14 protein-coding genes are annotated in these 14,305 nt (G+C 68.1%); 6 read left to right on the top strand and 8 right to left on the bottom strand.

Annotated elements, in window-relative coordinates:
• Window positions 1–2: 2 nt before the first annotated feature.
• The 7 genes from EV648_RS00065 to EV648_RS44990 form a co-directional block, all read right to left on the bottom strand.
• Window positions 3–935, bottom strand: a complete 933-nt coding sequence (locus tag EV648_RS00065) for an ABC transporter substrate-binding protein (RefSeq protein WP_132283794.1) — start codon at window positions 933–935, stop codon at window positions 3–5.
• A 73-nt stretch (window positions 936–1,008) separates the two neighbouring features.
• On the bottom strand, window positions 1,009–1,659 hold the full coding sequence (locus tag EV648_RS00060) for an ABC transporter permease (RefSeq protein WP_132283792.1): 651 nt from the start codon (window positions 1,657–1,659) through the stop codon (window positions 1,009–1,011).
• A gap of 1 nt (window position 1,660) precedes the next feature.
• Entirely contained in the window at window positions 1,661–2,314 is a 654-nt protein-coding gene (locus EV648_RS00055) for an ABC transporter permease (protein WP_132197495.1), read from the bottom strand.
• On the bottom strand, window positions 2,311–3,312 hold the full coding sequence (locus EV648_RS00050) for an ABC transporter ATP-binding protein (RefSeq protein ID WP_132283790.1): 1,002 nt from the start codon (window positions 3,310–3,312) through the stop codon (window positions 2,311–2,313). The genes EV648_RS00055 and EV648_RS00050 overlap by 4 nt, the downstream gene beginning before the upstream one ends.
• 138 nt (window positions 3,313–3,450) lie before the next feature.
• On the bottom strand, window positions 3,451–5,106 hold the full coding sequence (gene hutU / locus EV648_RS00045) for a urocanate hydratase (RefSeq protein WP_132283788.1): 1,656 nt from the start codon (window positions 5,104–5,106) through the stop codon (window positions 3,451–3,453).
• A 43-nt stretch (window positions 5,107–5,149) separates the two neighbouring features.
• The gene (hutH, locus tag EV648_RS00040; RefSeq protein ID WP_132284972.1) at window positions 5,150–6,694 is read right to left on the bottom strand and encodes a histidine ammonia-lyase; all 1,545 of its coding nucleotides are present in this window, start codon (window positions 6,692–6,694) and stop codon (window positions 5,150–5,152) included.
• A 60-nt stretch (window positions 6,695–6,754) separates the two neighbouring features.
• Window positions 6,755–6,931, bottom strand: a complete 177-nt coding sequence (locus EV648_RS44990) for a GNAT family N-acetyltransferase (RefSeq protein WP_370452685.1) — start codon at window positions 6,929–6,931, stop codon at window positions 6,755–6,757.
• A 122-nt stretch (window positions 6,932–7,053) separates the two neighbouring features.
• On the opposite strand from EV648_RS44990, the gene EV648_RS00035 reads away from it, so the two are divergent.
• From EV648_RS00035 to EV648_RS00020, 4 genes are all read left to right on the top strand, one after another.
• Complete coding sequence (locus tag EV648_RS00035) at window positions 7,054–7,950, top strand: GNAT family N-acetyltransferase (RefSeq protein ID WP_132283786.1); 897 nt, start codon at window positions 7,054–7,056, stop codon at window positions 7,948–7,950.
• The gene (locus tag EV648_RS00030; protein ID WP_132283784.1) at window positions 7,951–8,175 is read left to right on the top strand and encodes a hypothetical protein; all 225 of its coding nucleotides are present in this window, start codon (window positions 7,951–7,953) and stop codon (window positions 8,173–8,175) included.
• A 24-nt stretch (window positions 8,176–8,199) separates the two neighbouring features.
• Window positions 8,200–8,958 carry an IclR family transcriptional regulator gene (locus EV648_RS00025; RefSeq protein WP_132283782.1) on the top strand — a complete coding sequence of 253 codons (759 nt, stop codon included), beginning with the start codon at window positions 8,200–8,202 and terminating at the stop codon, window positions 8,956–8,958.
• 141 nt (window positions 8,959–9,099) lie between these two features.
• Complete coding sequence (locus EV648_RS00020) at window positions 9,100–9,465, top strand: carboxylesterase family protein (protein WP_132283780.1); 366 nt, start codon at window positions 9,100–9,102, stop codon at window positions 9,463–9,465.
• 113 nt (window positions 9,466–9,578) lie between these two features.
• Here EV648_RS00020 and EV648_RS00015 read toward each other — a convergent pair whose 3' ends face one another.
• Window positions 9,579–11,087, bottom strand: coding sequence for a GMC family oxidoreductase (locus EV648_RS00015; protein ID WP_132283778.1), 1,509 nt, complete (start codon window positions 11,085–11,087; stop codon window positions 9,579–9,581).
• Between EV648_RS00015 and EV648_RS00010 the strand changes: the two genes are divergently transcribed.
• Together EV648_RS00010 and EV648_RS00005 are read left to right on the top strand one after the other, a co-directional pair.
• Entirely contained in the window at window positions 11,014–12,636 is a 1,623-nt protein-coding gene (locus tag EV648_RS00010; protein ID WP_370452684.1) for a carboxylesterase/lipase family protein, read from the top strand. The genes EV648_RS00015 and EV648_RS00010 overlap by 74 nt on opposite strands.
• 140 nt (window positions 12,637–12,776) lie before the next feature.
• The coding region (locus EV648_RS00005; RefSeq protein ID WP_132283774.1) for an IS1634 family transposase at window positions 12,777–14,305 on the top strand (1,529 nt) is incomplete at its 3' end.

Genomic DNA, 14,305 nt, shown 5'->3' with positions numbered 1-14,305 from the left:
GGTCAGGTCAGCGAGTTCTTGGTCAGCCAGTCGGTGGCGACCGCCTTGGCCGCCTCCTTGCCGACGTCGATGCGCTTGACCAGCTCGGTCAGATCGTCGGTGGTCAGCTTGGCCGAGACGGCGTTCAGCGTGTCGGTGATGTTGGCCGCCTTGTGATCGGTCCGGATCAGCGGAACGATGTTGTTCGGCGGCAGGATGTTCTCCGGGTCCTCGAGCTGGACCAGGTTGTTGTCCTTGATCAGCGCCTGGGTGGTGAAGAAGTTCGACACCTGGATCTGGTTGTCCAGCAGCGCCTTCTGGCTCAGCGGACCACCGGCGTCCAGCGTCTTGTACTCCTTGAACTCGACGCCGTACTTCTCCTTCAGCCCCTTCAGGCCGGCGTCGCGCACCTTGAACTCGGAACTGCCGCCCGCGACCATGTCCTTCGCCACCGGCTTGAGGTCGGCCAGCGACTTCAGGCTGTACTTGTCCGCGGTCGCCTTGGTCACCACGATGGTGTCCTCGTCGGCAGCCGGCGACTTGTCCAGTACCTCGAGCCCGGACGGCAGCGCCTTCTTCAGCGCCTCGTACGCCGCGTTGTCCTCGGTCTCGGTCGCGGTCTTGTCGAAGTACGCCAGCGCGGCGCCGGTGTACTCCGGCAGCAGGTGCACCGAGCCGTCCTTGATCGCGGCCATGTAGGTCTCGCGGTTACCGATGTTCTGCTGCTGCTTGACCTCGACGCCCTTGGCGGCGAGTGCCTGGCCGAAGATCTCGGCCAGCAACTGGCTCTCGGAGAAGTCCGCGGAACCGATGGTGATGCTCTTCACCTCGGCGGGTGCGGGGGAACCACCAGCGTTGTCGTCACCGGACAGTGGATCGCCTCCACCCCCACAGGCAGCCAGGCCGAGTACCGCGACCCCGGCGATCGCAGTACGGATGAGTGTGGATCTCAACACGGGAGCCTCCAGGATTTCGATTGGCACCGGCGAGTGCCGGTGGTGTTCCAGGTCGAGCGATGGGTTCCGGCCATCAGTCGACCCGCAGTCCTTTGGACACGGTGAGCCGGCCCACCAGGGCGAAAAGCAGGTCCAGCGCGATGGCCAGCAGGGCCACCAGCAGGGCGCCGGTGAACATCTGCGGGAAGTCGCGCAGCTTCAGCCCGTCCACCACGTAGCGGCCGAGGCCGCCCAGCGAGACGAGCGCGGCGATGGTCGCGGTCGACACGATCTGCAGGGTCGCGCCGCGCAGACCGGAGATGATCAGCGGCAGCGCGATCGGGATCTCCACCTTGGTCAGGATCTCCCGTCCGGTCATCCCCATCCCCCGGGCCGCGTCGATCGTGGCCGGATCGACACCGGACAACCCGGCGTAGGTCGAAGTCAGGATCGGAGGGATACCGAGAGCGACCAGGGCGATCAGCACCGGCAGGAAGCCGATCTGGTCGGTGATGAGCACCGCGAGCATCAGCAGTCCCAGGCTCGGCAGCGCGCGGGCGGCGTTGCCCGTGTTGATCGCCAGGAACGCCCCCCGGCGGGTGTGCCCGATCCACAGGCCGACCGGTAGCGCGATCGCGGTGGCGAGGCCGAGCGCGGCGACCGTGTACCAGATGTGCTGGAGGATCCTGGCCGTGATCCCTTCCGGTCCGGACCAGTTGAACGAGTCGGTCAGGTATTGCCACATGTCAGGCCGCCTTCACCGGAGAGACCACGCGGGCCCAGGGAGTGAGTACCCGTTGCAGACCGACGATCAGCAGGTCGGCCAGCAGCGCCAGCAGCAGGGACAGCACGACGCCGACCACGACCGGGGTGAGGAAGTCCTTCTGGAAGCCCTGGGTGAACAGTTCGCCCAGACCGCCGATCCCGATCACCGCGCCGACGCTCACCATCGAGATGTTGGCGACCGTGGCGACCCGCAGACCGGCGAAGATCACCGGCACCGCGATCGGCAGGTCGATCGTCAGCAGCCGGCGGGCCGGCCCGAAGCCGACCGCGATCGCGGCCTGCCGGACGTCCGGCGGCACCGAGCGCAGCCCGTCGATGACGTTGCGGATCAGGAGTGCGACGGTGTAGATCGTCAGCGCCACGACGATGTTGACCGGGTCGAGCACCTGGGTCCCCAGCACCACCGGGAGCACGATGAACAGCGCGATCGAGGGCAGCGAGTAGAGCACGCCGCCGAGCGCGATCAGCGGGTTCGCCAACCAGGAGAACCGCGTCGCCACATACCCGAGCGGCAACGCGATCAGCAGGCCGAACACCACCGGCAGGATCGCCAGGTAGATGTGCTCGCTCAGCTGGTCCCAGATCAGCCCGAGGTTGTCGCCGACCCAGGTCATGAGCGCAGCGCCTCGGCCAGGATCGCGTGGTCGACGACTCCGAGGGCCTTGCCGTTCTCGTCCACGCAGACACCGTGACCGGTCGGCGAGGTCAGTACGGCGTCGAGCGCCGCGCGGACCGAGTCGCTCCGCGTGAACGTCGCACCGATCGGCAGCAGGTCGCCACCACCCTTGAGCCAGCCCGCGGGCTTCCCGTCGTCGTCCAGGACCAGATCCTCCGGCAACGGGTTCAGGTGCAGCTTGTCGGTGTGCAGGAACGTCAGTGCACGGTAACCGCGGTCCTGCCCGACGAAGCTCTCGACGAAGTCGTCCGCCGGGTTGGCGAGCAGCTCCGCGGGCGGCGCGAACTGGGCCAGCTTGCCGCCGACCCGGAGGACCGCGACGTTGTCGCCGAGCTTGATCGCCTCGTCGATGTCGTGGGTGACGAAGACGATGGTCTTGCCGATGTCGCGTTGCAGCCGGAGCAGCTCCTCCTGCAACTGGTGCCGGACGATCGGGTCGACCGCGCTGAACGGCTCGTCCATCAACATGATCTTCGGATCGGCCGCGAGCGCCCGGGCCACACCGACTCGTTGCTGCTGGCCACCAGACAACTGGGCCGGGTACCGCTGGGCCAGCTTGAGGTCGAGGCCGACCCGCTCCAGCAGTTCCATCGCGACCGAGCGGGTCTTCTTCCTGTCCCAGCCCAGCAGCTTCGGCACCGTCGCGACGTTGTCCACCACGGTCCTGTGCGGGAACAGTCCGGCGTGCTGGATCACGTACCCGATGCCGCGCCGCAGCGTGACCGGATCACCGGAGTTGATGTCCTCGCCATCGATCGAGATCCGGCCGCTGCTGCGTTCGATCGTGCGGTTGATCATCCGCAGCGACGTCGTCTTGCCGCAGCCCGAGGGCCCGACGAACACGGTGATCTCGTTGCTCGGGATCCGCAGCGACAGCTTGTCGACGGCCAGGGTGCCGTCCGGATACTGCTTGGTGACGTCTTCGAACTCGATCATGGCGCCCCTTCGCGCTCGTCGGAGATCGCCCGAACGATCCTAGGGGAACGAGGGCCTGCTGCCACGTCGTGAGCAGCTTTCTCATTCCTCGGGAAAGTGCACCTTAGCGCTAGGGAATGCCTCGGTTGCACTCTGCGATCAGGACTCCCGCATCGGGATCCTGATACCTCGTTCGACCGCTACTTCTTCTGCCCGTTCGTACCCGGCGTCCACGTGACGAATCACACCCATCGCCGGGTCGTTGCTCAGTACCCGTTCCAGCTTCTGCCGGGCCAGCTCGGTGCCGTCGGCAACCGATACCTGGCCGGCGTGGATCGACCGGCCCATCCCGACGCCGCCCCCGTGGTGGATCGACACCCAGGAAGCACCGCTGGACACGTTCACCATCGCGTTCAGCAACGGCCAGTCCGCGATCGCGTCCGAACCGTCCAACATGCCCTCGGTCTCCCGGTACGGCGAGGCGACGCTGCCGGTGTCGAGGTGGTCCCGCCCGATCACGATCGGCGCCTCGAGTTCACCGGAGGCGACCATGTCGTTGAACCGGACGCCCGCCTTGTCCCGTTCCCCCTGGCCCAGCCAGCAGATCCGGGCCGGCAGGCCCTGGAAGGCGACCCGCTCGCCGGCCATCTTGATCCACCGGGTCAGGTGCTCGTTGTCCGGGAACAGGTCGAGGATCGCCTGGTCGGTCTTCGCGATGTCGGCCGGGTTGCCCGACAGCGCGGCCCACCGGAACGGGCCCTTCCCCTCACAGAACAAGGGCCTGATGTACGCCGGGACGAAGCCCGGGAACTCGAAAGCGCGGCCGAACCCGGCCTTTCGGGCCTCGTCGCGGATCGAGTTGCCGTAGTCGAAGACCTCGGCACCCGCATCCTGGAACCCCACCATCGCGGCGACGTGCCGGGCCATCGAGGCCTGTGCGCGTTCGGTGAAGCCGGCCGGGTCCTTCTCCCGCGCGGTGGTCCAGTCGTCGAACTCGATCCCGACCGGCAGGTACATCAGCGGGTCGTGCGCCGAGGTCTGGTCGGTGACGATGTCGATCGGCGCGCCCAGCTCCAGCAGCTCGGGCACGATCACCGCGGCGTTGCCCAGGACACCGATCGACAGCGGCCGACGGGCCTTCTTGGCCTCCTCGGCCAGCCGCAGCGCCTCGTCCAGCGAAGCGGCGCGGACGTCGAGGTACCGGTGCTCGATCCGCCGGTCGATCCGTGAGGAGTCGACGTCGATGCAGATCGCGACCCCGTCGTTCATGGTGACTGCGAGCGGCTGCGCGCCACCCATGCCGCCGAGTCCCGCGGTCAGCGTGATGGTGCCGGCCAGCGTGCCGCCGAACTTCTTCGCCGCGACCGCCGCGAATGTCTCGTAAGTGCCCTGCAGGATGCCCTGGGTGCCGATGTAGATCCACGAGCCAGCCGTCATCTGGCCGTACATGGTCAGGCCCATCGCCTCGAGCTTGCGGAACTCCTCCCAGGTGGCCCAGTCGCCGACCAGGTTCGAGTTCGCGATCAGCACCCGCGGCGCCCACTCGTGCGTCTGCATCACGCCGACCGGCTTGCCGGACTGCACCAGCATCGTCTCGTCGTCCTTCAACGTGGTCAGCGTTCTGACCATCGCGTCGAACGAGTTCCAGTCGCGAGCCGCCTTGCCCGACCCGCCGTACACGACGAGCTCGTCAGGGTGCTCGGCCACCTCCGGGTCGAGGTTGTTCTGCAGCATCCGCAGCGCGGCCTCCTGCTGCCAGCCCCGGGCGGTGAGGGTGGTACCGCGGGGAGCGCGAACGGGACGTGGTCCGGACATGTGTGATCCAGCCTTTCAGGACAGCGTTATTCAGGTGACGAGTTCAGGACAGAGGCCCGGTGACGGCCTCGACAGCGGACAGGTAGGTGCCGTCAGCAACAAGCTGGACGGAGTGCTCGATCTCTGGCGCCAGGTGCCGGTCGGTGCCCGGCCCCTCGACGTGCTCACGAAGCTTGGTTCGTACTGCGGCGGTGGCCGGCGACGGCTCGAGTGGCGCCCGCAGGTCCAGCGCCCGCGCGGCGGTCAGGATCTCCACGGCCAGAACCCTTTGCAGGCCGTCGATGCTCTTGCGCAGCTTGCGCGCCGCGGACCAGCCCATCGACACGTGATCCTCTTGCATCGCGCTGCTCGGGATCGAGTCGACGCTGGCCGGCACCGCGAGCCTCTTGAGCTCGGAGACGATCGCGGCCTGCGTGTACTGCGCGATCATGTGCCCGCTGTCGACGCCCGGATCGTCAGCCAGGAAAGCGTTCAGCCCGTGGTTGCGCGCCACGTCGAGGAACCGGTCCGTACGCCGCTCGCTGATGCTGGCCACGTCCGCCACGGCGATGGCGAGGAAGTCCAGCACATAGCCGACGGGTGCGCCGTGGAAGTTGCCGTTCGACTCGACCCGTCCGTCCGGCAGCACGACCGGGTTGTCGATCGCCGCCGCCAGTTCCCGATCCGCGACAGTCGCGGCATGCGTGCACGTATCCCTCGCGGCACCGTGCACCTGCGGCGAACACCGCAAGGAATAGGCATCCTGGACCCGGTTGCAGTCGGGACCGCGGTGACTCGCCACGATCCCGCTGTCAGCCAGTACTGCGCGCAGGTTGGCGGCCGCAGCTCCCTGACCAGGGTGCGGGCGGAGCGCCTGCAACTCGTCGGCGAACACGCGATCCGTGCCGAGCTGACCCTCGACGCTCATCGCGGCGGCGATGTCGGCGGTCTTCAGCAGCCGGTCCAGGTCGGCGAGTGCGAGCACCAGCATGCCGAGCATGCCGTCGGTGCCGTTGATCAGCGCGAGGCCTTCCTTCTCGGCCAGGACCACCGGCTGCAGGCCGTGCCGGGCGAGCGCGTCGGCCGCATCGAGAAGGTTACCCTCGGCATCGCGGACCTTGCCCTCACCCATCACCGCGAGCGCGACGTGAGACAGCGGCGCCAGGTCACCCGAGCAACCGAGGCTGCCGTACTCGTGGACGATCGGGGTCAGCCGCGCGTTCAGCAACCCGGCGTACGCCTGGGCCGTCTCGACCTTCACCCCGGTCCGCCCGGTCGCCAGGGTGGACAGCCGCAGCAGGGCGAGCGCCCTGACGACCTCCGTCTCCACCTCGGGTCCGGAGCCGGCCGCGTGCGACCTGACCAGGCTGCGCTGCAGCTGCGCCCGGAGCTCCGGCGCGATGTGCCGCGTCGCCAGCGCGCCGAACCCGGTGGACACCCCGTAGTGCGGCGTCTCCGCGTGCGCCAGCGCCTCGACGGCCGCCCGGGACTTCGCGATCTCTTCGAGCGCCTGCTCGTCGATCCGCACCGCGGCGCCGTACCGGGCCACCGCGACGACCTCGTCGGCGGTCAACGCCCCGACCCCGACCACAACCTCTGCTTTGTCGATCACCCGCCCATTGCACCCCCCAGGACCGACAACCGATAGCACCGCCGCCCGCTTTTCGTCTCAGATCCGAGACACCCTGGCCGAACCCGCAGGTGGGAGCGGTTGCACGAGAGCCCGCGCCAGACCCCGGCGGCGGTGGGCCGGCAGCACGCCGATCAACCCCAGCCGAGGCAGCGGACGCGGACCATTCCAGATCCTCACCAGCCCCGCGTAGTCACCCGCGAGATCGACAGCCACCAGGCGTGCCCAGCGCCCTCACCGTGATCGCCATAGCGGCGACGGTAGCGCCGAAGAGCGTTACAGTTCGCGTCCTTTTCTGGTCCCTTCGGATCGACCCCGGCGCCACATAGAGTCAGGGGATGGGGATCGAGATCCGGTCGGCGACGCCGGCCGATGCGGCTGGTATCGCCGCGGTCTGGGCAGCCGCGATGCCACAACTGGTGAAGACGGCCAAGGGCATCGAGGCAGAGCTACGGACCAGCACCAGCCGGGTCGTGCTGATCGCGGTCGACGGCGAGGAGGTGGTCGGCTACGGCAACGTCTACCTGCCGTCGCCCGACGACGAGGCACCCCGGGTCCGGATCACTGTCCAGGTGCCGCCCGCTCAGCGCGGTCGCGGCATCGGCAGCGCGGTTGCCGATGCGGTCTTCCGGACTGCCGAGGAGGCGGGCGCGCGGAAACTCCTGATCGTGGTCCGGGACGACGACGCTTCCAAGGCCTTCGCGACCCGTCACGGATTCACCATCGGCCGACGGATGAGCCAGGCCGCGGCCGACCTGGCCGGCGTACCGGAACCCGTGCCGGTACCGGAGGGGCTCCGCCTGGTCGACTACACCGAGGTGGACCCGCGGAGTCTGTGGAGTGCCACCGCCGCCGTGGCCGACGGCGATCCCAGCGGCTTGTCGAACGCGCCGGAGTACGAGGACTGGGTGGCGACGGACTGGAATCACCCCGACCTGCGGCGCGACCTGAGCATCGCCGTAGTGGACGGGGAGCAGGTGGTGTCCTTCGTGACCACCACTGCCGACCCCGACCGCCGGGTGATCTGGTCGAACCTCACCGGCACGATCCCGTCGTACCGCGGCCGGGGACTGGCGAAGGTGGTGAAGTCGGCCGCGCTGGCGAGGAGCCGCGACGCGGGGTTCACCACGGCCTTCACCGGGAACGACGCGGGCAACGCGCCGATGCTGGCCGTGAACCGGTGGCTCGGGTACCAGCCGACCGCCGCCGCCTGGACCGCGGAGAAGGTGATCTGAGTGACTCGGCTGGTCATTTCGCTGACAGTCTTCGCGATCCTCGCGGCCGGGGTCGGCCTGCTGCTGTCCGGCGACGACGACTTCGACTGGGCGGTCGCGCTGACGCTGTTCGGGATCGCCCTTGCCGGCGAAGGCGCCCGGGTCTGGCTCCGCCGCAGCCGCGGCAGGACCGGCCGGAGCGGCGGGTCGGGGAAGGATTCGGCCAGTCAATCGTCCGGAACCTGAGACAGGGCAGCTAGTCTCACTGTTGTGAGCGGCAACGTTCCCGCCTCGACCCGAACCCTACGGGTATTGACCTTCCTGGCCACCCAGCCCGGACCGGTACCGATGGAGCGCATCGCCTCCGCGGTCGGCCTGCCACGCTCGTCGACGTACCACTTGCTGAAGGCAATGATCAGCGAGGGGTTCGTGGTGCACCTGCCGGAGGAGAAGAGGTACGGGCTCGGCGTCGCCGCCTTCGAGATCGGATCGGCGTACCTGCGCCATGACCCGCTCGAACGACTGGCCAGGCCACTGCTAGTGCAACTGGTCGCTGAGATCGGCCAGACCGCGCACCTCGGCGTCCTGCACGGCCGCGAGCTCGTCTATCTGCTGAAGGAACAGCCGCCCCGACCGGTCACCCTGGTCACGGATGTCGGAGTCCGCCTGCCCGCGACCCTTACGGCTTCCGGCCGCGCCCTGCTCGCCGAGCTCCCGCCGGCTCAGGTCCGAGCTCTCTTCCCGGACGCCGAGAGCTTCGTCCGCCGTACCGATCAAGGGCCGCAGACGCTCACCCAACTGCGACGGATCCTCGCGGACGAGAAGCGCCAGGGATACGCCGTCGAGGACTCGTACATCACCCCCGGCTTCTCCTCGGTGGCCAGCGCCGCCGTCGACCACGCCGGCCACCCGGTCGCCGCCATCAGCGTCACCTTCCGCACCGACGCCATCCCCCCGAACGAACGCTCCTTCCTGGCCCGCCGCACCCGCCAGGCAGCCGAAGCCCTGACCCGCCGCCTCCGCGGTTAGCGCCGTGCACTAGCTGCATTAGGTAGGTGCACTAGGTGGTGCTGGGCCTACCTCCTGCGTGGAGGTGACGCCAGTGTCCGAGTGGGTTCGGACTTCCAGGATTGAGGCTCACTCGCCACTTCCTGGGGAAAGGCTCGTTCGATGTCAGTTCGTACCAAGGTCCTCGCAACAGTGCTCGCGGTCGGGACCACCGCTGCTCTTGCCTGCTACACCACCACCTCCGCGACGGCCGACAGCGTCGTACAGACCGATCGAGGTGCCGTGCGCGGCCTCGTCGGCGAGGACACCCGGACGTTCCGCGGCATCCCGTACGCCGCGCCGCCGACCGGTGAGTGGCGCTGGCGGTCACCGCGCCCGGCCGCCAAGTGGTCCGGCATCCGCGAAGCGACCTCGTACGCCGACACCTGTGCGCAGGTGGACCATCCGATCGGGGTGGCCAGCACCAGCGAAGACTGTCCTTATCTGGATGTGACCACGCCCAAGAGGCCGGGGAAGAACCGGCCCTGACTCTTATCACGGAGACGGCGCCCGCGTGGGCGTAGGGCCGTGACCTGCAGGTTTGCCGGTTGGGGCGGTTGGCTGTGCGCACTAAGCGCTCGAGGGTGCGGCCTCGTACCTGATCAAATCGAGTCGGGCTTGCTCAGCCAGGCGGCTATGCGCTCGGCCACCATGATGGTCGGCAGGTTGGTGCCGGCGGCTGGGATCGTCGGCATCACCGAGGCATCGGCAACCCAGAGCCGGTCCACGCCGTAGACCCGGCCTTGGGCGTCCACGACCGCGTCTCGGTCGGGCTCGGTGCCCATCCGGCAGGTGCCGACCGGGTGATGGTAGGAGGCGACGCGGGTGCGGATGGAGTCGGCGATCGCGGTGCGGTCGTCGTCCGCGACGGCCGGCCCTGGTGCGATCTCGGCGCCGGTGATGAGCGTGGCGAGCGGCTCGCTGCGGGCGATCCGGCGGGCCTCGACGGTGGCGTCGACCATACGAGCGAGGTCGTCGGGGTGGCGAAGGTGTGCGACGTCGATGAGCGGCGGATCGTTGGGGTCGGTGGATCGGAGCCGTACCGATCCCTCCGATTGCGGCGCCATGAGCCCGGCGACGATGCCGAAGATCGCGCCGGACTCGCTGACCTCACGTTCGACGGGGAACGGTCCGGCTGCGAACAGGTGCAGATCCGGCGTTCCGGTCGACGTCGAGGAGAGGGTGGCGATCGCCTGGAACCGCGGTCCAGCAGCCTGTCTCGTGGGTAGGTCGACGGCAACGATCGGATGGTCGACCAGATGCTCGCCGACGGCCGGCAGATCCGCCACCACGTCGATGTCAAGACGGGACAAGCGTGCTGCGGAGCCAACGCCCGAACGAGCGAGGATCGCCGGACTGCCGTAGGCGCCAGCGGCCAGCACGACCCGGTCCGCTTCGAGCAGTTCGCCCGTTGTGGAACGAACCCCGACCACGCGGCCGTGTGCGATCTCTACCCGTCCGATCGTCGTGTCGGAGCAGATGGTGAGGTTCGGCCGGTGCCGGGCGGCGGCGAGGTAAGTGACGGCGGTGCTCATCCGGAGGCCGTCTCGGACGTTGCGTGGCATCGGTCCGACGCCGAGTGCGCCTGGTCGGTTGTGGTCCGCGACGTAACTGTGCCCGGCCTGAACGGCCGCATCGATGAACGCTCGCTGGATCGGGTTGAGCTCGTCGACCGGATGGCGGCGGATCGGGATCGGACCGTCGATCCCATGCCACTGGTCGGTGAAATCCAGGTCGGATTCCAACCGCTGGAAGAACGGCAACACCTCAGCGAAGCTCCACCCAGGATTGCCCAGAGCCTGCCAGCGGTCGTAGACGGCCGGTGCACCGCGCATCGCGAAGCAGCCGTTGGTGGCTGAACAGCCACCGATCAGCCGCGCTCGCGGCAGCGGGACGCGCCGATCCAGAAGGTCAGCCTCGGCGTAGTAGCCCCAGTCGTGATCCACCGTCGGCTCGGAGGCGTCGGCAACATCGGCCGGAAGGTCGTCCAGGTTCGGATAGTCCGGGCCGGACTCGATCAGCAACACCGAGCATCCCGTGTCCTCGCTCAGCCGGGCCGCCAGCACGCACCCTGCTGTGCCACCGCCCACCACGATCACATCGACGCTCATCCGACCTCCCTCACCTCACGATCGCACGATCCTCCGGCAGCCACGAGCCCGGACTTCCTTGTTGTCTGCGGCAACGTCGGTACGCCCGAACAGCCTCAGCATCCGCACGTCGTCGCGCTCCTTCACGGACATCGCCGCCGGACGGCACGTCTACGTCAGCGAGGACCCGAGCCTGGGACGCAACGCAACCCGGAGACCGACCTACGCGACGCCCTCCCACAGATCCCCTGACCAAGCCGTGCGCACTAACTTGATAAGAGTCAGGTCGTACGCCGACACCTGTGCGCAGGTGGACCATCCGATCGGGGTGGCGAGCACCAGCGAAGACTGTCTCTATCTGGATGTGACCACGCCCAACAGGCCGGGGAAGAACCGGCATGTGGTGCTGTGGATCCACGGTGGCAGCTTCACGAACGGCGCCACGAGCATCTACAAACCTGAGCGGTTCTCCGCGCAGGGCGACGTGGTGGTTGTTCAGGTGCAGTACCGGCTGGGCGCCTTCGGGTTCCTGGCCAGTCCTCTGCTCGGCAGCGGCTCCGGGAACTTCGGTCTGGAGGATCAGCAGGCGGCGATGCGTTGGGTCCAGCGGAATGCGGCAGCCTTCGGCGGCAACCCGCGCAACGTCACGATCATGGGTGAATCGGCCGGCGCCTACAGTGTCTGCGACCACCTGGCCTCACCGACCGCGACCGGACTCTTCCAGCGGGCAATCATCCAGAGCGGACCGTGCGCGCAGGAGTACTCCGCTACCAACTACGCGGCGCCTCGACCCCGAGCTGTCGCTGAGCAGTACACCCGGGAGCTAGCCGGGTCCCTCGGGTGCACGACTGCCGCGTGCCTCCGGGCCGTGCCGGCTGATCGCCTGCTGGCAGCCTCCGGGTCGGCTGAGTTCGGTCCGGTGCTGGGCGGTCCGGTTCTACCGCTCCACCCCGCGGTGGCGTTGGCGCGCGGCAAGGTGAACCGGGTACCGGTGTTGCACGGCATCAACCATGACGAGGAGCACGGGCGCTACGGTGCCCAGGAAGCGGCAACAGGCGTCCCGATCACTGACGCCGAGTATGAGGCCGAAGTCCGGAAAGCGTTCGGTGCTGATGCGGACAAGGTGCTCGAGCACTACTCGGACATCCACCCGGCCGGGTTGGCGTTGTCCACAGTGCTGACCGACTCCCAATGGGCACTCCCCGCCGCGAAGTCGAACCGCCTGCTCTCCTCGCGGATGCCGACCTACACCTTCGAGTTCGCCGGCAAGGCTCCTTGGTACGCCGGGCTGCGTGAGCCGGCCTGGCCCTTCGGCTCACACCACATGAGCGATCTGGCGTACTTCTTCGACCTGGCGATCCTGGAGCCGCTCAAGGCGGAGCAGCAGAAACTCGCGGACGAGGTGATCGCGCGGTGGAGTTCCTTCGCCCGGAGCGGTGACCCGAACGTGCGCGGCGCGAAGTACTGGCCGCGGGCGATGCCGCTGGATCGTCAGGTGCAGTCGCTGAACCCGGCCGGGATCACCCGGACCGACTTCATCACCGACCACCAGATCGGATTCTGGCGCTGACGAGGTCCTCGCGCCGGCGTTGTGTGGCCTGACTTGGGTCACCTGGACAGGTCTTTGGGGGACCAGATCGCGCTGACCTGCGGCGATGGGCTTGGTTAGTGTGCCGTCAAGGCACTAATTCGGGTCGGTAGGATCGCCGGATGGCCTGGGTTCGGCGGGTTCGTACGGCCTCGGGGGCCACGGCGGTTCAGATCGCGGAGTCGGTCGGTGGTCGGCGTCGGATCGTGCGGCACGTCGGCTCGGCCCGTGATGAGGTCGAGTTGGGCCTGCTCCTGGAAGAGGCTCACCGGCTGCTGGCTGATGATCGTCAGGGGATGCTGGATCTCGGGATCGCGCCGGCGCGCTTGAAGGCTGTGATGGTCCCGCCGCCGGCGGCGGGACTGTTCGCGAGCGCTGCGAGTGGGCCGGCGTCGCGGCAGGTGGTGCCGCGTTCGCGTGTGCTCAGGACCTCCTGCGGGCTGTTGTACGACGCTCTGGCTGGGGTGTATGCCAGCCTTGGCTTCGACGTCGTGGCTGATGAGGTCTTCCGCGATCTGGTGATCGCGCGGATCGTGGAGCCGACCAGTCTGCTCGACATCGACCGTGTCCTGGCCGAGATGGGCCGTGTATCGGCGAGCCTGTCGACTCGCAAACGGACCCTGCGGCGCTGCCGCGCAGGCGCCTACCGCGACCAGGTCGCGACCGCTTGCTTCAACCACGCCCTGGCCAACGGCGATGTGTCGTTGGTGCTCTACGACGTCACCACGCTCTACTTCGAGGCAGACAAGGAAGACGACCTGCGCAAGGTCGGCTACTCCAAAGAACGCCGAGTCGACCCGCAAGTGGTTGTTGGGCTGCTGGTCGACCGCCACGGGTTTCCACTCGAGATCGGCTGCTTCGAGGGCAACAAGGCAGAGACGCTCACGATCGTCCCGATCATCAAGGCCTTCCAGGAACGCCACGGCCTGACCGACATGGTCGTCGTGGCCGACGCCGGGATGTTGTCAGCGGGCAACCTCAAGGAGCTCGACGAGGCGGGCCTGCGGTTCATCGTCGGCTCCCGGGTCACGAAGGCACCCAAGGACCTGGAGTCCCACTTCCGTTGGCACGGTGACGCCTTCGTCGACGGGCAGGTGATCGACACCATCACCCCGAAGGACCAGCGCGGGGTGACGAGCAACGCGAGTGACCCCAAGGTCAAGGCCGAGCCGGTCTGGGATCGCCAGCCCCATCCTCGATCATGGCGAGCGGTGTGGGCGTACTCCACGAAACGGGCGGTGCGCGACAACATGACCCTGACCCTGCAGGAGAACAAGGCCCGTGCCGTCGTCGCGGGCGAGAAGACCGCGAGGACACCTCGGTTCGTCAAGACCCGCAACGGCGCCCAAGAACTCGACCAGGCATCACTCGCGCGGGCGCGCCGGCTGGTCGGATTGAAGGGCTACGTCACCAACATCGAAGCCAGCATCATGCCCGCGCCCGAGGTCATCGCCAGCTACCACGACCTGTGGCACGTCGAGCAGTCTTTCCGGATGTCCAAGACCGACCTCCGCGCCCGGCCGATGTTCGCCCGCACCCGCGACGCGATCGAGGCGCACCTGACCATCGTGTTCACCGCGCTGGCAGTGTCCCGCACCGTGCAGAACCGAACCGGCCTATCGCTGCGACGGTTCCTGCGCACCCTCAAGCC

The organism is Kribbella sp. VKM Ac-2568 (assembly GCF_004345365.1).
Taxonomy (GTDB): domain Bacteria; phylum Actinomycetota; class Actinomycetes; order Propionibacteriales; family Kribbellaceae; genus Kribbella; species Kribbella orskensis.
This window is presented reverse-complemented; position numbering and strand designations above follow the sequence as displayed.